Source organism: Streptomyces prunicolor (genome assembly GCF_045162825.1).
GTDB classification, from domain to species: domain Bacteria; phylum Actinomycetota; class Actinomycetes; order Streptomycetales; family Streptomycetaceae; genus Streptomyces; species Streptomyces prunicolor.
On sequence record NZ_CP108676.1, the window covers coordinates 8,821,162 to 8,837,661 of the forward strand.

Sequence of the window (16,500 nt, forward strand, 5' to 3'; positions counted from 1 at the left end):
TTCGGGGCGGGGTGCAGGGGTGCTTGGGAGTGGGTGCGGAGTTGACGGGGTTTTCGGCGGCGCCTGACGAGCCCGGTGGAGTGGAGTGGGGTGTGGTGCGTGCAGCTGTGAGGCGTCGGAGGCGTTGACGTCAGCGGTTGCTGTCGCGGGCGACGCGATGGGGCCGGCGACGACCGCGAGACCCTGAGTTCCGTCTGCCTGGGCCTCGGACCGGCCTCGGACCGCCTGTGGACCCCGGCCCGCCTCTGGGCCTCGGCCCGTCCACTGTCTGCCGCCACGAACCTGGTGCGATCGCGCCGGCCGCCCAACTAACCTCCCGTCGCGTCGAGTTGATCCGCAAGTTCGTTCATCGGCTGTGGTGTGCCCGTGAGGTCGAGGACGAACAGGGGGACGCGGAGGGCGTCCGCGCGGGCTCGGGCGTCGTCGGCGTATCCGGCGAGGGAGAAGTAGACGCAGTCGGTGGACTCCGTCATGGCCGTCAGCCACAGGCACTCCACGTCGCGCAGTGAGGCCGGCCGTACGGTCGGGTCGACCTGCGCCAGGATGCCGCGGGCGGCGAGGCCGATGCCGGACGGGGGCCGTTGGTCGGCGCGGCGGATGTCCCGGTAACCGAGCCAGCGCAGATACAGCGCGGCGGCGGTGACCGCGTCGCGCGCGGTGCGGATCGTGACGGGTTGGAACGCCGGGCGGCCCCGGACATCGGTGCCGGTCTTGGCGGCCCCCGCGGCCGGTGGCGCCGGCGGCTCGGTCGGCGCTTCCTCGCCCGCGACCGGAATCCGCAACAGCGTCCCGCACGGGCAGCCCAGTTCCGGGTACGGCCACTCGTCGAGCCGGCCGCAGGCCGCACAGCGCACCGCGATCCAGTCCTCGTCCCACACCCGGTGGTTCACGACCGTCGCCACGCCATGCCGATCCAGCGGCGGGGCCACAGGGGCTCCGCACACGCAGGGATACGACGGTGCGGCGTAGACGTGCTCACGTCGGCAGGCCGGACAGCGCACCGGCACGCTCTCGGACATGCGCCCCATCGTCCTCCTGAAAACCCCTGCTTGTCCCTCTCTTGACGGCCTTGCCCCCTCCACTTACATTACTTCCAGATAGTAGAAGTTGAATTCCGCAATGTGGAAGTTAAGTAATCGAGGAGTTTCACCGCGGGGCGCGACGGTGATGCGAATCCGACAGCCGAAGCAGGAGTACTCCATGGCTCGTATGACCGCTGCCCGCGCGGCAGTCGAGATCCTCAAGCGCGAGGGCGTCAGCGACGCGTTCGGCGTCCCGGGTGCGGCGATCAACCCCTTCTACGCCGCCCTCGAAGCAGCCGGGGGTATCCACCACACCCTCGCCCGCCATGTCGAGGGCGCCTCGCATATGGCCGAGGGCTACACCCGTACCCGCCCGGGCAACATCGGCGTCTGCATCGGCACCTCGGGCCCGGCCGGCACCGACATGATCACCGGCCTCTACTCCGCGATCGGTGACTCGATCCCGATCCTGTGCGTCACGGGCCAGGCCCCGACCGCCGTGATCCACAAAGAGGACTTCCAGGCCGTCGACATCGCCTCGATCGCCGGGCCGGTGACGAAGATGGCGGTGACCGTCCTGGAGGCGGCGCAGGTCCCCGGCGTCTTCCAACAGGCGTTCCACCTGATGCGCTCAGGCCGCCCCGGCCCGGTCCTCATCGACCTGCCGATCGACGTGCAGCTCACCGAGATCGAGTTCGACCCGGAGACGTACGCGCCGCTGTCGGTCTACAAGCCGACCGCGACCCGCGCCCAGATCGAGAAGGCGATCACGCTCCTCAACGCCTCCGAACGCCCGCTGATCGTCGCCGGCGGCGGTGTCATCAACGCCGACGCGGCCGAACTCCTTGTCGAGTTCGCCGAGTTGACCGGTACCCCGGTCGTCCCGACCCTGATGGGCTGGGGCGTCCTCCCCGACGACCACGAACTGAACGCCGGCATGGTCGGCCTCCAGACCTCGCACCGCTACGGCAACGCGACCTTCCTGGAGTCCGACTTCGTCCTCGGCATCGGCAACCGCTGGGCCAACCGCCACACCGGCAAACTGGACGTCTACACCGCCGGCCGCACCTTCGTCCACGTCGACATCGAGCCCACCCAGATCGGCAAGATCTTCGCCCCCGACTACGGCATCGCGTCCGACGCGAAGGCGGCGCTGGAGCTGTTCGTGGAAGTGGCAACGGAGTTGAAGGCGGCGGGCACCCTCCCCGACCGCTCGGCATGGGCGGCCTCGGCACAGGAGCGAAAGTCAACTCTCCAACGCCGTACGCACTTCGACGACATCCCGATCAAACCGCAGCGCGTCTACGAGGAGATGAACAAGGCCTTCGGCCCGGAGACCCGATACGTCTCCACGATCGGCCTCTCCCAGATCGCCGGCGCCCAGATGCTCCACGTCTACCGCCCCCGCCACTGGATCAACTGCGGCCAGGCGGGCCCCCTCGGCTGGACGATCCCGGCCGCGCTCGGCGTCGCCAAGGCCGACCCCGACGCGTCCGTCGTCGCCCTCTCCGGCGACTACGACTTCCAGTTCATGATCGAAGAGCTGGCGGTCGGCGCACAGCACCGGATCCCGTACGTCCATGTCCTCGTGAACAACGCCTACTTGGGCCTGATCCGCCAGGCCCAGCTCGGCCTCGACATCAACTTCCAGGTCAACCTGGAATTTGAGAACATCAACTCCCCCGAGCTGGGCGTCTACGGCGTCGACCACATCAAGGTCGTAGAAGGCCTCGGCTGCAAGGCCATCCGCGTCACCGACCCCACCGAACTGGCCACAGCCTTCGAACAGGCCAAGAAGCTCGCGGCGGAGTTCCGGGTCCCGGTCGTCGTAGAGGCCATCCTGGAACGCATCACCAACATCGCGATGAGCAAGACGAACGACATCAGCGCGGTGGTCGAGTTCGAGGACATCGCAACCGAGCCAAGCCATGCACCGACGTCGATCAGACCCCTGAAGGTCTGAGACGCGGCAATCGAAATAGGGGCGGCCCATCCAGGGAGGATGGGCCGCCCTATTTTTTGTAGGCGCGAAGCGCCACAAAAAGGGGCGCGGGGAACTGCGCGACCAGCCACGAACAACCCGCACTCCGCAACCGGCAGAACCTGGCAGATCCAACCCGGCCCCAAAACCCAGGTTCACTGATCGTGGGGCTCAGACAACCCGGGCCAGTCCTCCGGCCCACCCCCCTCCCACTCGATCAGATCACTCTCCTCAACCTCGACCCGATCCAGATCGGCCAGCCGCAGAATCTCGACGACATCATCGAGGTGAGAGGCGATACCAAGGGTCTCGTCGCCGCTGGTCACCCGGCGGGAGCCGTCCAGCGCAGGCGGGTGCACCACGACGCGCGGGAATTCCGGTGGATGTGCCATACCTCCAGGCTGCTGCGCGCACAGCGGTTCCGCACCCGGAAACACCGAAGAGCGCCGGATACGGAACCATCCGTATCCGGCGCTCGTCGTGGTGGCCGTCCGACGGCGCGAGGCTGGGCGCGACAGGACGTTCGCGCCGCCGGACGGAGTCTGTGGCTTGATCAAGCCGTCGGCTGGGACCGCGACGGTCGCGACGGAACCGGGGTACCCCTTCCCTCAGGTCGAGAAGGAGGCCTCGGAACCTTCACCACCGCACTGGCTCGCACACCGCCGCGGTCCTGGCCCCGCCCGCGCGGTGCCGACGATCACCCCTCATCCGGGTCGTCCGGCACACACGGGCCGTCGGTGAGGTCAGTCCTCGCGCAGGGCGTGGACCGCCTCCTCCACACGCCGGCCGTACTCGGGGTCGGCGGCGTGGAAGTGGGCGAGGTTCCTCTCGATCACGTCGTCGCGGGAGACCTGCGCGAGGCCGCCGGCGATGTTCGCGACGAGACGGGACCGCTCCTCGGACGACATCAGGCGGTACAACTCGCCCGCCTGGAAGAAGTCGTCGTCCTTCGTGTGCTGCGGAGCCTCGTGCGTGCCCGTGTAGCCGTTGACCGACACGGGGGCCGACAGGGCGCGGCCGGTCTCGGTCGGGCCGTCGTAGGAGTTCGGCTCGTAGTTCTTCGCCGCGCGGCCTCGGGAGGTGGCGTTGGACGCCATGAAGCCGTCGCGGCCGTAGTTCTGCGCGGTCGTCGCCTTCGGGGCGTTCACCGCGAGCAGGGTGTGGTTGACGCCCAGGCGGTAGCGGTGCGCGTCCGCGTACGCGAACAGGCGGCCCTGGAGCATCTTGTCGGGGGAGGGGCCGATGCCCGGCACGAAGTTGTTCGGGGAGAACGCGGCCTGCTCGACCTCGGCGAACACGTTGTCAGGGTTGCGGTCGAGGACGAGCCGACCGACACGCTGGAGCGGGTAATCGCCGTGCGGCCACACTTTGGTGACGTCGAACGGGTTGAAGCGGTACTCCGCCGCGTCCGCCGCCGGCATGACCTGGACGTGCAGCGTCCAGGACGGGTTCACGCCCCGCTCGATGGCCTGAAGCAGGTCCGTCTGATGGGAGTTGGGGTTCCTGCCCGCGAGCTCCGCCGCCTGCTCACCGCTCAGGCTGCGCACACCCTGGTTGGTCTTGAAGTGGTACTTGACGAAGAAGGCCTCGCCCTCCGCGTTCGTCCACTGATAGGTGTGCGAGCCGTAGCCGTTCATGTGCCGGTACGACGCCGGGATGCCGCGGTCGCCCATCAGCCAGGTCACCTGGTGCGTGGCCTCGGGGCTGTGCGCCCAGAAGTCCCATACGTTGTCCGGCTCTTGACGGCCCGTGAAGGGGTCGCGCTTCTGGGAGTGGATGAAGTCCGGGAATTTTATGGGGTCCTTGATGAAGAACACCGGGGTGTTGTTCCCGACGAGGTCGTAATTGCCCTGCTCCGTATAGAACTTGACCGCGAAGCCGCGCGGGTCGCGCACCGCGTCCGCGCCGCCGAGCGAGTCGGCGACCGTGGAGAAGCGCAGGAACAACTCGGTGCGCTTGCCGACCGTGCTGAGGAAGTCGGCGTGGGTGAAGTCGGTTACGTCGTCGGTGACTTCGAAGTAGCCGTACGCGCCGGAGCCCCGCGCGTGCACCACCCGCTCCGGGATGCGCTCGCGGTTGAACCGGGCGAGTTTTTCAAGGAGGTGCTGGTCCTGGAGGAGGAGCGGGCCGCCGATCCCGGCGGAGGCGGAGTTCTGGTTGTCGGCGACCGGGGCGCCGGACTCGGTCGTGAGTACGCGCTTCGACATGGAGAGCAATCCTCGATGATTCGTTGAACTCGTTGAACTCGTTGAAGTTGAGTTCGTTGAACTGGTGGGCGTGGTTCCGGGCGGCGCCAACGCCTGGGCGCGACAGGACAGTTGTCAGCGACGGCGCCGCCCGGGGTCTGGGGGGAGAGGGGGGGGAGGGCTAGAGCTGCGCGCCCGACAGGCGTTCCACGGAACGCAGCAGTGCCGAGTGGTCGAGTCCGCCGTCGCCCTGCGCACGCAGGCTCGCGACCAGCTGGGCCACCACCGCACCCACGGGCAGCGCGGCGCCGACATTGCGGGCCGCGTCCGTGACGATGCCCATGTCCTTGTGGTGCAGGTCGATCCGGAAGCCCGGCTTGAAGTCGCGGTTCAGGAAGTTGTCCTTCTTCCGCGTCAGCACCGTGGAGCCCGCGAGCCCGCCGTTGAGGACGTCGAGGGCCGCCGCGAGGTCCACGCCCGACTTCTCCAGGAAGACCACGGCCTCGGCGCACGCCTGGATGTTCACGGCGACGATCAGCTGGTTGGCGGCCTTCACGGTCTGGCCCGAGCCGTGCGGACCGCACAGCACGATGGTCCGGCCGAGCGCGTCGAAGATCGGCTCGGCCTCCTCGAAGTCGGACTGTCCGCCGCCGACCATGATGGACAGCACGGCCTCGATCGCACCGGCCTCACCGCCGGACACGGGGGCGTCCAGGACCCGAATTCCCTTTTCTGTGGCCGCCTTTGCGAGGTCGACCGAGGTCTGCGGGGTGATCGACGACATGTCGATCAGGAGGGCGCCGGCGCGGGCGTTCTCCAGGATGCCGTCCGGGCCGTAGGCGATGGCCTCGACCTGGGGGGACGCGGGGACCATCGTGATCACCACGTCGGCGTCCCGCACGGCCTCGGCGATGGAACCGGCCGCGGTGCCGCCGGCGGCGGTCAGGCGGTCCAACTTGTCCTGTTCCAGGGTGAATCCGGTGACGTCGTAACCCGCCTTGATCAGGTTCTCGGACATGGGGGAGCCCATGATGCCGAGGCCTATCCAGGCAACCGCCGGGCGGGTCGGGTGGGAAGAGTCTGCGTGCTTGCTCATGCGGGTGCCTCTCTAACTGCGGTGCTGCGTAGGGAAGTTCAGCGGGCTGCGCGCGGGAGCCAGTCGAAGGCCTCGGCGCTCGGGCGGTCGCCGGGCTTGTACTCCAGGCCCACCCAGCCGTCGTAACCGGCCTTCCTCAACTGGTCGAGCAGGTCTTCCAGTTGGAGCGTGCCGGTGCCGGGGGCGCCGCGGCCCGGGTTGTCGGCGATCTGCACATGGCCGGTCTTCGCGGCGAACCGCTCGATCACGGAAGGGAGTTCCTCGCCGTTCATGGACAGGTGGTAGAGGTCCATGAGGAAGCGCGCGTTGCCGAGGCCGGACGCGGTGTTGACCTTGTCGACGACCCCTACGGCGGCGGGCGCGCTGACGAGCGGGTACAGCGGCGACTCGGGCTTGTTCAGCGCCTCGATCAGCAGGACCGCGCCGATCCGGTCGGCGGCGCGGGCAGCCAGGACCAGGTTCTCCAGTGCGAGCGCGTCCTGCTCGGCCGGGTCGACGCCGGCGACGCGGTTGCCGTAGAGCGCGTTGAGCGCGGTGGCGCCGAGGGAGTGGGCGAAGTCGGCGGCCACGTCGATGTTCGCGCGGAACCTCTCCGACTCCTCGCCGGGGAGCGACAGGGCGCCGCGGTCGGGGCCCGGCAGCTGTCCCGCGTAGAAGTTCAGGCCGGTGAGCTGGACGCCCGCGTCCTCCAACGCCCGCTTCAGCGCGTTGAGTTGGGACTGCTCGGGGGTGGGGGAGTCGACCCAGGGCCACCACAGCTCGACCGCGGTGAAGCCGGCCGCGGCGGCGGCCGCGGGGCGCTCCAGGAGCGGGAGCTCGGTGAAGAGGATCGACAGGTTGACGTTGAAGCGCTGGTCTTCGAATCCCATGGGGGCTGCGCTCCCTTCCGTATCGAGGGCGTCGAGAGTGCCGAGGATGATGTCGCGAGCCAGTGTCGTAATTCCGTATTATGGAAGTTTGTTTCTGCTTAATGGAAGATTGCCGTCGGGTGTCGGAGCTTGTCAAGAGGGCTCGTGGGAAAACGGCGCCGCGCGTTAGGTTGTGCGCGTGCGATTGCGAGTGGAGTTCACGACAGAGCCCTTCGACCTCGACGAGGCGCCCGCGCATGCGGTGGTCGCCAGAGAGGTCATCGAGGCGGCGGAGCTGGACTCCGTGGATGTGGGGCCGTTCGGCAACACGGCCGAGGGCGGTACCGACGCGGTGCTCACCGCCGTCGACGCGCTGCTGCGCAGGACCCTGGAAGCCGGTGCCACCCGGGTCTCGCTCCAGCTCAACGTGATCGGCGAGGGCGACCGGTGACCGGCGTCGGGGACGAGCCGTTCATCACGGCGGTGAAACCGCTGGTCGACGCCATGGGCGGCGAGATGCTCCCGCCCGGCGAGGCCGGTCCCGACGACGTCGTGCTCGCCTGGGAGGGTGCCGACGTGATCGCCGTACGCCTGCCGCAGCTCGCGGACTCGCTGGATCACATCCTGGCCGCCATGGAGCGCAAGAAGGGCAAGCCCCTCGCGGACCTGGACCGCAAGGCCAAGCAGGAGGTCGTACGGATACTGGAGGCGCGCGGCGCCTTCTCCGTGCGGCACGGAGTGGAGACCGTGGCGAGCGCGCTCGGGGTCAGCCGGTTCACCGTGTACAACTACCTGAACCGCGAGAAGGACGCCTGAGCCGAACTGTCGGTGGGGTGCCTGAGCTGGGCCTCGGGGTGTGGTCGGGTGGGCCCCCGTATGGGTGGACGGGCATCGGGGCGGGCTTTGTTACCCGGAATTTTCAACAAAGTGTTGACGCGGTGTTTCGCAGGGCGTTAGCTACTGGGCAGCCCGTTCGACACAAGGCCACGGAGGCCCCCGTGACTTCGACTTCCACGCCGCCGGGGCTCATCCGGTTCAACGTCCTGGAGGAGCACGCGGCGCTCGCCGCCCTCCTTGAGGCGTGTGCCTCCACGGCGTGGGCGCGGCGGCTGCTCGCCGCCCGTCCGTACGCCGGCCCCGAGGACCTGTACGCCGCGAGCGACTCCGCGATGGCGGAGCTGACCGCCGGCGACCTGGCCGAGGCGATGGCCGGCCACCCGCCGATCGGCCGCCCCAAGCCGGGCGACCCGACCTCCAGCCGGGAGCAGCGCGGCATGGCGGGCGCCTCCGAGGAGCTCAGGGCGGAGATGCTGGAACTGAACCTGGCCTACCAGGTGCGGTTCGGCCATGTCTTCCTCATCTGCGCCACCGGCCGGACCGGCGAGCAGATGCGGGACGCGGTCAAGGAGCGGATCGGCAACTCGCCCGAGCAGGAGCGCGAGATCGTCCGCGCCGAACTCGGCAAGATCAACCGCATCCGGCTCGGCAACCTCGTACAGGAAGAGCAGGCATGAGCACGAGCACCACCGCCTCCGTGTCCACCCACATCCTGGACACCTCCGTCGGCCGCCCCGCCGAGGGCGTCGCCGTCCAACTCGCCGCCCGGAGCGGCCCGTTGGGGGAGTGGCAGCCGCTCGGTGGCTCCGCGACCGACGCGGACGGGCGGTGCAAGGACCTCCCCGCGCTGCCGGAGGGCACCACGCACGTACGGCTCGACTTCGAAGTGGAGCCGTATTTCTTGAAGTTCGAGAACCAGCAAGCCGATGCGCAGCAGGACGCCCCCGCGAATCGGGACAGCGGTGCGAGCACCGGAGTGTTCTTCCCGGAAGTGGCGATCACCTTCGCCGTGAAGCCCGGCGAGCACTACCACGTACCGCTGCTGCTCAACCCGTTCGGCTACTCCGTATACCGAGGGAGCTAGCAGACATGCCCACGATTCTTGGACAGAACCAGTACGGCAAGGCCGAGAACCGAGTCGTCAAGATCACGCGGGACGGCGCCACTCACCACATCAAGGACCTCAACGTCTCCGTGTCGCTGAGCGGCGACATGGACGAGGTCCACTACTCCGGTTCGAACGCCAACGTGCTGCCGACCGACACCACCAAGAACACGGTGTACGCGTTCGCCAAGGAGCACGGCATCGAGTCCGCCGAGCAGTTCGGCATCCATCTCGCCCGGCACTTCGTGACCTCGCAGGAACCGATCAGGACCGCGCGCATCCGCATCGAGGAGTACTCCTGGGAGCGGATCGACACCTCCGACGCCAACTCCCAGTTCATCGGCGCCGACGAGGTCAAGCACTCCTTCGTCCGCAAGGGCCAGGAGACCCGGGTCACCCAGATCACCTACGACGGTGAGAACTGGGAGGTCATATCCGGGCTCAAGGACCTCGTCGTGATGAACTCGACCAACTCCGAGTTCTGGGGCTACGTCAAGGACAAGTACACGACCCTCCCCGAGGCCTACGACCGCATCCTCGCCACCCAGGTCTCCGCGCGCTGGCGCTTCAACTGGTCCGACGACGAGCAGAAGATGCCGAGTTGGGAGAAGTCCTACGAGCAGGTGAGGAAGCACATGCTCCAGGCCTTCGCCGAGACGTACTCGCTGTCGCTGCAGCAGACCCTCTACCAAATGGGTTCGCGGATCATCAACAACCGCAGCGAGATAGACGAGGTGCGCTTCTCCCTCCCCAACAAGCACCATTTCCTTGTGGACTTGGAGCCGTTCGGTCTGAAGAACGCCACCGAAGACGGTGCTGTGTACTTCGCCGCCGACCGGCCCTACGGCCTGATCGAGGCGACGGTCCTGCGGGACGGCTGCGAGCCGAAGATCCCGGTGGATCTCACCAACCTCTGAACAACTCCCTTTGAACCGGCGCCTGTTGGACCGGTTCACTCTGCGGCACCCGTGGCCCGCCCGTCCCGTGCGGGCCACGGTACTCAAATCCCCGGGTCCTGCCGTGCCCATTCCATACAGTGAATAGGACGAACCATGGCAGCAGTTCAGCGCATCGTCATCGAGAACTGTTCGATCGCGACGGTGGACGCCCACGACACGGAGTACGCCACCGGTCACCTGGTCGTCGCCGGCAACCGCATCGAGTCGCTCGGCGCGGGCAGCGCGCCCGAGGGACTGGAGAACGTCGTACGCCGTATCGACGCGTCGGGCCACCTCGTGACCCCCGGTCTGGTCAACACCCACCACCACTTCTACCAGTGGATCACCCGGGGTCTGGCGACCGACCACAATCTGTTCAACTGGCTCGTCGCGCTGTACCCGACCTGGGCGCGCATCGACGAACCGATGGTCCGGGCCGCCGCGCAGGGTTCCCTCGCGATGATGGCCCGCGGTGGGGTGACCACCGCGATGGATCACCACTACGTCTTCCCGAAGGGCTCCGGCGACCTCTCCGGCGCGATCATCGGGGCCGCCCGCGAGATGGGCGTCCGCTTCACGCTGGCCCGGGGCTCCATGGATCGCAGCGAGAAGGACGGCGGCCTGCCCCCGGACTTCGCCGTCGAGACCCTGGAGGGCGCCCTCGCCGCGACCGAGGCGACGGTACGGGAGCACCACGACGCCGTCTTCGACGCGATGACCCAGGTGGCCGTGGCCCCCTGCTCGCCGTTCTCCGTGTCGACCGAACTCCTCAAGCAGGGCGCTGAGTTGGCGCGTCGGCTCGGCGTGCGGCTGCACACGCACGGCTCGGAGACGGTCGAGGAGGAGCAGTTCTGCAAGGAGCTGTTCGGCATGGGCCCGACCGACTACTTCGAGTCCACCGGCTGGCTCGGTGAGGACGTGTGGATGGCGCACTGCGTCCACATGAACGACTCCGACATCGCCGCCTTCGCCCGGACGAAGACCGGTGTCGCCCACTGCCCCTCGTCCAACGCGCGCCTCGCCGCCGGTATCGCCCGCGTCCCCGACATGCTCGCCGCCGGCGTACCGGTCGGCCTCGGCGTGGACGGCACCGCGTCCAACGAGTCCGGCGAACTCCACACCGAGCTGCGCAACGCGCTCCTGATCAACCGCCTCGGCGCCCACCGCGAAGCGGCCCTCAACGCCCGCCAGGCCCTCCGTCTCGGAACCTATGGCGGTGCCCAAGTACTGGGCCGCGCAAGGGAGATCGGCTCCCTGGAGCCGGGCAAGCTGGCCGACCTGGTGCTGTGGAACCTGGACACCCTCGCCCACGCCTCGATCGCCGACCCGGTGACCGCGCTGGTCTTCGGCGCGGCGGCCCCGGTCACCGCGTCGTTCGTGAACGGTCGTCAGATCGTCGAGAACAACCGCCTGTTGCACGTCGACGAGGACACGATCGCCCGCTCCACGCGGGAAGAGGCCCAGCGCCTGGCGCGGATCGCCGCGCAGGGCTGACCACGCTCAGCATGAATCGCCGTACGGCATCGCTGAGTTGAAGATCTCCGGTTGAGGGGGACGGCCCTCGACCGGTGGCCGTGGCCGGGGCGTGCATGGATGTGTGCGCCCCGGAACGGCCTTATATGCCCTTTTTGTTGGGTTCCGTCCCTCGGTCCCGCACGACCGCGCACCACCTCCATGAAACCCACGTCAGAGCCGACGTGTTAGCTGACCCGGAGGAACCGCCGTGACCGCCCACCCCGTCGACGAAAAACTCCCCGCACTCAAAATGGCCACCACGGGCCTGCAACACGTGGCCGCCATGTACGCGGGAGTCGTCGCCCCGCCGCTGATCGTCGGCGCGGCCGTCGGTCTGACCGGCACCGAACTCACCTTCCTCACCGGCGCCTGCCTCTTCACCGCGGGCCTCGCCACCTTCCTGCAGACCATCGGCATCTGGAAGATCGGCGCCCGGCTGCCCTTCGTCAACGGCGTCACCTTCGCCGGGGTCGCCCCGATGACCGCGATCGCCGCCTCCACCAAGGACAAGTCCGACGCGCTGCCCGTCATCTTCGGCGCGGTGATCGTCGCCGGCCTCCTCGGCTTCCTCGCGGCGCCCTTCTTCAGCAAGGCGGTGCGCTTCTTCCCGCCGGTCGTCACCGGCACCGTGATCACCCTGATAGGCGTGTCCCTGCTGCCCGTTGCCTTCGGCTGGGCGCAGGGACCCGACCCCTCGGCACACGACTACGGTTCGCGGACGTACCTGGGCCTCGCCGCCGCCACGCTCGTCATCGTCCTGGTCCTCCGCCGCTTCACCCGGGGCTTCGTCAAGCAAATAGCCGTGCTGCTCGGCCTGTTGCTCGGCACGCTCCTCGCGATCCCCTTCGGGGCAACGGACTTCAGCCCCGTCGCGGACGCCGACGTCATCGGCTTCCCGAGCCCGTTCCACTTCGGCGCACCGCAGTTCCAGCTCGCCGCGATCGTCTCGATGTGCGTGGTGATGGTGGTCTCGATGACCGAATCCACCGCGGACATGCTGGCGTTGGGCGAGATCGTCGAACGCCCCGCGGACGAACGGACCATCGCCGCCGGCCTGCGCGCCGACACCCTCGGCTCGGCGATCAGCCCGCTCTTCAACGGCTTCATGTGCAGCGCCTTCGCCCAGAACATCGGCCTGGTCGCCATGACCCGTATCCGCAGCCGGTACGTCGTCGCGACCGGCGGCGGCTTCCTGGTGCTGATGGGCCTGTGCCCGATGGCCGCGTCGCTCATCGCCGTCGTACCGCGCCCGGTGCTGGGCGGAGCGGGTGTCGTCCTGTTCGGCTCGGTCGCCGCGAGCGGTGTCCAGACCCTCGTCAAGGCGGGCCTGGACCGGGACGACAACATCCTGATCGTGGCGGTCTCGCTGGCCGTCGGGATCATCCCGATCACGGCGCCGGACTTCTACCACGCGTTCCCGCAGACGGTCCGGATCGTCCTCGACTCGGGCATCTCCACGGGCTGTGTGGCCGCGGTGGCGCTGAACCTGGTCTTCCACCACCTCGGACGGGCCAGCGAAGAGACGAGGGGTACGACCGGAGTCGTACCCCTAGCCCGTCAGCCGATCTCGTAACTGTCCCCGTACACCTGCCACTTGAGCGGCGTGTCCAGGTCGAGGTTGCCCTGTTTCAGGAACACCCGCTGGGCCGTCTCGACCCGGGTCACGTCGCTGTGCGCCGCCTCCTGCTGCATCGCCCAGACGCGGGCGTCGAGGAAGGCGCCCAGATACGTCGTCTCGGCGCCGCCGTCGGTGGGCGTGGCCGCGTGCTTGCGGGCCCGGGCGCGGATGCCGCCGAAGGCGAGGGGGTCCGTGCCGGGGCCGTGCATGACCATCGCGTCGTAGTAGGCGAACTGCCCGAGCGTGCCCACGCCGTCCTTCTTGGCGCGTGCCACGGCCGGGTCGAAGTAGCCGCGGTCCCGTTCGTCGCGCTGTGCCTTGCGGAACGCGGTGGACGTCCGTGCGGCCTTCCGCCACGCCGCCGGGAAGCCCGGGGTCAGCCCCTCGTGCGAGTCGGTCCCGTCGACGGCGCGCAGCGCGGGCAGATAGGCGGCGAGGACATTGCCCGGGGCCCGCTCCGTGTACAGCTCGACGAGCGCCAGCATGTCGCTGGTGCCGGAGCAGAAGCCGATGATCCCGCCGGTGTAGCCGCGGCCGTCGCCGATGTCCTCGATGTACGCGTACTGCTCCTCCCAGTCCAGGGAGGAGTTCTCCGCGCTCGACACCAGCCGCATCGCGATGTCCTTCTTGGCGGGCGCGTCGAGCCCCGCCCCACCCGACGTCGCGGCGTTCGCGGACGGCCACTGGCTCGCGATCGCCGCCGTACCGAACGCTGCGAGCAAGGTGCGGCGGGTGGCTTTTCTTCGGAAGAACGGCACGTCATCTCCAAGGAGGGCGCGATACACAACAATTCTGAAAGGCAGCTGAGACTCGCTCGTCAACTTGGGAGATCCGTGGGGTGGCGTTGGCAGGGAACTGTGAATTCCCGAGCCACACCACGAGGTTGGGGGAGCGCGTGCCGACGCCTGAGGCACGAACTCCTCGCCGCATCCGGATTCAGCCGCCCCGGACCGCCTGGCAGGGGCTGACCGCGGGCAGCCGGCCGGTCAGGAACGAGCGGGGCGGGACACCCATCAGGGCCCGGAAGTCGGTCGTCATGTGCGACTGGTCGAAGTAGCCGGTGGCGGCGGCCAGTTCGGACCAGCCGGCGCTGCCCGCCCGGGCGGCGAGGGCGCGGACCCGGTCGATACGGGCGTAGTGCTTCGGGGAGACACCGACACCGTCGGTGAACAGGTTCCGCAACTGGCGTTCACTGACGGCCAGTTCCCGGGCCACGTCCCGTACCTGTGCGGGCGCCCGGTCCATCCGTACTGACAACTCCTCGACGGCCGCCCGCAGCAGTGCTGTCCGGGCTGGATCCGGCGGCTCTGCCAGCAGCCCCGGAAGCACCTCGGCGATGCGTGGCAGAGCCTCCTGCGGTTCCAGCCACCGCACCTCACGTGCGAACCGGCGGGCCGCGCCGCCCGGCAGGTCGTCCAGCGGCACCACCCGGCCGACCAGTCCGGCGGCCGCGACGCCCAGCAGGGGCCGGGCCGTACCCGGTGCGAGGCGCAACTCCACGCACTCGATGTGGGCCTTCCCCTCGTGGTAGGCCGCCCGCACCCGTGGTCCGACGGCAAGGACGTCACGCCGCCCGTCCCCCGTCACCCGCAGGACCACCTTGACCACCGCGTCCGGCAGTTGGACGAACGTCCCCTCGGGCGGCTCGCTGAAGGACATGGTCCGCACCTCGGCGATCCACGGGCGCAGCGCCTCGGGCGTGGTCGGGAGCGGCTCGGCGATGGTCATCGGCACCTTTCCACCGTAAGCGACCGGGGCCGCCGTCCGAGCGGGCCGGCCGTGCCGGAATTTCCAAGAGCCGAGCGCCCCGGCGGGCCCACCGTGGACCACATGATTCTGGTGACGGGTGCCACGGGCACCATCGGAAGCGACGTCGTACGACAGCTGGCCGAGCGTGGTGCGAAGGTGCGCGCGCTGACCCGTGACCCGGCGCGGGCGCGGCTGCCCGCCGGGGTGGAGGTGGTGCGCGGGGACTACGGCGAACCGGCCTCCGTGGACGCCGCGTTGGCCGGTGCGACGGCCGCGTTCCTGCTCCGTCCGCCCGGCCCGGACGAGGGACAGGACGCGGCGCTGGTCGCCGCGGCGCGGGCCGCGGGTGTGGAACGGCTGGTGAAGCTCTCCGCCATCGCCTCCGGCGATCCCGCTTCCGGGCCCTCCGGGCAGTGGCACGTGGACGGTGAGCGGGCCGTGCGGGACAGCGGGCTCGACTGGACGGTGCTGCGGCCGTCGTCGTTCGCCTCCAACACACTGACCTGGCTCCCGGCCCTCCGGGCGGGCGAGCCGGTGCCCAACATGACCGGGGACGGCGCGTCGGGCGTGATCGATCCGCGGGACATCGCCGAGGTGGCGGTGCGGGCGCTGCTCGACGCCGGGCACAAGGGGCGGACGTACACCCTCACCGGTCCCGAGGCGATCACGGTCGCCGGTCAGGCCGCCGTGCTCGCCGAGGTTCTCGGCCGCCCGGTCCCGGTCCGGAACCTGTCCCCGGACGGGACCCGCGCGTTCCTCCGTACGGCCTGGGGCATGGACGAGATCCGGGCGGACGGAGTGCTGACCGGCCTGGCGTTCGTCCGTGCCGGCGGCAACGAGGTCGTCACCGATGACGTACGCGAGGTCCTGGGCCGCCCGGCGCGGACCTACCGGGAGTGGGCTCAGGACCACCGGGAGGCGTTCGGGGAGGGTTAATCGGTGACTTGAGCTGGATCGCGGGCATGGCGACCGTGACGATGTTGCCGTCCAGGATCGTCATCAAGGTCCCCGCGCACAGCACGACGAGGGACGCCCAGCGGGAGTACGTTCGGGCCGACGGGCGCGTCCGTGATGTCTTCGACTCGGATCCGGTGAGTGCCGTCATGGCGGTCTGACCTCCGTGGATATCCATAAGGACCATAGGTGCACGACTTGTAACGGGGTACATCGTCAGGAACCATGGAGGTCGTCGTAAGGAGGCACTTCAATGTCCCAGGGGAACATCGGTGTTACCGCCCAGGTCGTGAACGCGCATGCCTGTCCGGTCCGTGAGGTTCTTGACAGGGTCTCCGGCAAATGGAGCGTGCAGATCCTGGTCGCGGCGGCCCACGGACCCATCCGCTTCACCGAGTTGGAGCGCAGCATCGAGGGCATCAGCCGCCGCATGCTGACCCTCACCCTGCGCAACCTGGAGCGCGACGGACTCGTCACCCGCACCGTGCACCCCACGGTGCCGCCGAAGGTCGAGTACGAACTCACCCCGGTGGCCCGGGAGTTGCACGAGACCCTGCTCCGGCTGACGGACTGGGCGGAGCGCAACCGTGTCTACATCGCGGAGTCCCGGGCGGCCTACGACACCGAGCGCAGTCCGGTGTCGTAGGCCGC

At 69.0% G+C, this 16,500-nt stretch carries 17 protein-coding genes and 1 pseudogene; 10 read left to right on the top strand and 8 right to left on the bottom strand.

What is annotated here, in order from left to right; genetic code table 11:
- Window positions 1-308: 308 nt before the first annotated feature.
- Window positions 309-1,028 carry a hypothetical protein gene (locus OG588_RS40130; protein WP_405951522.1) on the bottom strand — a complete coding sequence of 240 codons (720 nt, stop codon included), beginning with the start codon at window positions 1,026-1,028 and terminating at the stop codon, window positions 309-311.
- Between the two features lie 172 nt (window positions 1,029-1,200).
- Here OG588_RS40130 and gcl point away from each other — a divergent pair, with 172 nt between their 5' ends.
- Window positions 1,201-2,985, top strand: coding sequence for a glyoxylate carboligase (gene gcl / locus OG588_RS40135; protein ID WP_405951523.1), 1,785 nt, complete (start codon window positions 1,201-1,203; stop codon window positions 2,983-2,985).
- A 173-nt stretch (window positions 2,986-3,158) separates the two neighbouring features.
- On the opposite strand, the gene OG588_RS40140 is transcribed toward gcl, so the two are convergent.
- The 4 genes from OG588_RS40140 to OG588_RS40155 form a co-directional block, all read right to left on the bottom strand.
- Window positions 3,159-3,395: a hypothetical protein gene (locus tag OG588_RS40140; protein WP_405951524.1), complete on the bottom strand. Its 237-nt coding sequence runs from the start codon at window positions 3,393-3,395 to the stop codon at window positions 3,159-3,161.
- 351 nt (window positions 3,396-3,746) lie between these two features.
- Complete coding sequence (locus tag OG588_RS40145) at window positions 3,747-5,210, bottom strand: catalase (protein ID WP_405951525.1); 1,464 nt, start codon at window positions 5,208-5,210, stop codon at window positions 3,747-3,749.
- Between the two features lie 160 nt (window positions 5,211-5,370).
- Window positions 5,371-6,285 carry a 2-hydroxy-3-oxopropionate reductase gene (locus OG588_RS40150; RefSeq protein WP_405951526.1) on the bottom strand — a complete coding sequence of 305 codons (915 nt, stop codon included), beginning with the start codon at window positions 6,283-6,285 and terminating at the stop codon, window positions 5,371-5,373.
- Between the two features lie 38 nt (window positions 6,286-6,323).
- Entirely contained in the window at window positions 6,324-7,154 is an 831-nt protein-coding gene (locus OG588_RS40155; protein ID WP_405951527.1) for a TIM barrel protein, read from the bottom strand.
- Between the two features lie 178 nt (window positions 7,155-7,332).
- Here OG588_RS40155 and OG588_RS40160 point away from each other — a divergent pair, with 178 nt between their 5' ends.
- The 7 genes from OG588_RS40160 (at window position 7,333) to OG588_RS40190 (ending at window position 13,101) form a co-directional block, all read left to right on the top strand.
- Window positions 7,333-7,584: a thiamine-binding protein gene (locus OG588_RS40160; RefSeq protein WP_078623106.1), complete on the top strand. Its 252-nt coding sequence runs from the start codon at window positions 7,333-7,335 to the stop codon at window positions 7,582-7,584.
- Window positions 7,581-7,949, top strand: coding sequence for a helix-turn-helix domain-containing protein (locus tag OG588_RS40165; RefSeq protein WP_019061921.1), 369 nt, complete (start codon window positions 7,581-7,583; stop codon window positions 7,947-7,949). The genes OG588_RS40160 and OG588_RS40165 overlap by 4 nt, the downstream gene beginning before the upstream one ends.
- A 182-nt stretch (window positions 7,950-8,131) precedes the next feature.
- On the top strand, window positions 8,132-8,647 hold the full coding sequence (gene uraD / locus OG588_RS40170; RefSeq protein ID WP_405951528.1) for a 2-oxo-4-hydroxy-4-carboxy-5-ureidoimidazoline decarboxylase: 516 nt from the start codon (window positions 8,132-8,134) through the stop codon (window positions 8,645-8,647).
- A complete protein-coding gene (uraH, locus tag OG588_RS40175; protein WP_405951529.1) occupies window positions 8,644-9,054 on the top strand; it encodes a hydroxyisourate hydrolase in 411 nt (136 codons plus the stop codon). The genes uraD and uraH overlap by 4 nt, the downstream gene beginning before the upstream one ends.
- A 5-nt stretch (window positions 9,055-9,059) precedes the next feature.
- Window positions 9,060-9,992 carry a factor-independent urate hydroxylase gene (pucL, locus tag OG588_RS40180; RefSeq protein WP_405951530.1) on the top strand — a complete coding sequence of 311 codons (933 nt, stop codon included), beginning with the start codon at window positions 9,060-9,062 and terminating at the stop codon, window positions 9,990-9,992.
- 135 nt (window positions 9,993-10,127) lie between these two features.
- A complete protein-coding gene (locus tag OG588_RS40185; protein WP_405951531.1) occupies window positions 10,128-11,507 on the top strand; it encodes an 8-oxoguanine deaminase in 1,380 nt (459 codons plus the stop codon).
- 229 nt (window positions 11,508-11,736) lie between these two features.
- On the top strand, window positions 11,737-13,101 hold the full coding sequence (locus tag OG588_RS40190; RefSeq protein ID WP_405951532.1) for a nucleobase:cation symporter-2 family protein: 1,365 nt from the start codon (window positions 11,737-11,739) through the stop codon (window positions 13,099-13,101).
- Here OG588_RS40190 and OG588_RS40195 read toward each other — a convergent pair.
- Window positions 13,086-13,904 (bottom strand): chitosanase, encoded by an 819-nt coding sequence (locus OG588_RS40195; protein ID WP_405951533.1) that lies wholly within the window; start codon window positions 13,902-13,904, stop codon window positions 13,086-13,088. The genes OG588_RS40190 and OG588_RS40195 overlap by 16 nt on opposite strands.
- 178 nt (window positions 13,905-14,082) lie before the next feature.
- Complete coding sequence (locus tag OG588_RS40200) at window positions 14,083-14,874, bottom strand: helix-turn-helix domain-containing protein (protein ID WP_405953325.1); 792 nt, start codon at window positions 14,872-14,874, stop codon at window positions 14,083-14,085.
- A 93-nt stretch (window positions 14,875-14,967) separates the two neighbouring features.
- On the opposite strand from OG588_RS40200, the gene OG588_RS40205 reads away from it, so the two are divergent.
- A complete protein-coding gene (locus OG588_RS40205) occupies window positions 14,968-15,831 on the top strand; it encodes an NAD(P)H-binding protein (RefSeq protein ID WP_405951534.1) in 864 nt (287 codons plus the stop codon).
- Between the two features lie 13 nt (window positions 15,832-15,844).
- On the opposite strand, the pseudogene OG588_RS40210 reads toward OG588_RS40205, so the two are convergent.
- Window positions 15,845-16,000, bottom strand: a pseudogene (locus OG588_RS40210) (MFS transporter); the annotation flags it as partial.
- A 102-nt stretch (window positions 16,001-16,102) separates the two neighbouring features.
- On the opposite strand from OG588_RS40210, the gene OG588_RS40215 reads away from it, so the two are divergent.
- On the top strand, window positions 16,103-16,495 hold the full coding sequence (locus OG588_RS40215) for a winged helix-turn-helix transcriptional regulator (RefSeq protein ID WP_405951535.1): 393 nt from the start codon (window positions 16,103-16,105) through the stop codon (window positions 16,493-16,495).
- The last annotated feature ends 5 nt before the right edge of the window (window positions 16,496-16,500 follow it).

Coding starts and splice junctions, on each gene's coding strand:
- OG588_RS40130 (WP_405951522.1), bottom strand. CDS start 1,028: ATGGGGCGCATGTCCGAGAGCGTGCCGGTGCGCTGTCCGGCCTGCCGA.
- uraH (WP_405951529.1), top strand. CDS start 8,644: ATGAGCACGAGCACCACCGCCTCCGTGTCCACCCACATCCTGGACACC.
- OG588_RS40215 (WP_405951535.1), top strand. CDS start 16,103: ATGTCCCAGGGGAACATCGGTGTTACCGCCCAGGTCGTGAACGCGCAT.
- OG588_RS40200 (WP_405953325.1), bottom strand. CDS start 14,874: ATGACCATCGCCGAGCCGCTCCCGACCACGCCCGAGGCGCTGCGCCCG.
- OG588_RS40145 (WP_405951525.1), bottom strand. CDS start 5,210: ATGTCGAAGCGCGTACTCACGACCGAGTCCGGCGCCCCGGTCGCCGAC.
- OG588_RS40140 (WP_405951524.1), bottom strand. CDS start 3,395: ATGGCACATCCACCGGAATTCCCGCGCGTCGTGGTGCACCCGCCTGCG.
- gcl (WP_405951523.1), top strand. CDS start 1,201: ATGGCTCGTATGACCGCTGCCCGCGCGGCAGTCGAGATCCTCAAGCGC.
- OG588_RS40150 (WP_405951526.1), bottom strand. CDS start 6,285: ATGAGCAAGCACGCAGACTCTTCCCACCCGACCCGCCCGGCGGTTGCC.
- OG588_RS40185 (WP_405951531.1), top strand. CDS start 10,128: ATGGCAGCAGTTCAGCGCATCGTCATCGAGAACTGTTCGATCGCGACG.
- OG588_RS40155 (WP_405951527.1), bottom strand. CDS start 7,154: ATGGGATTCGAAGACCAGCGCTTCAACGTCAACCTGTCGATCCTCTTC.
- pucL (WP_405951530.1), top strand. CDS start 9,060: ATGCCCACGATTCTTGGACAGAACCAGTACGGCAAGGCCGAGAACCGA.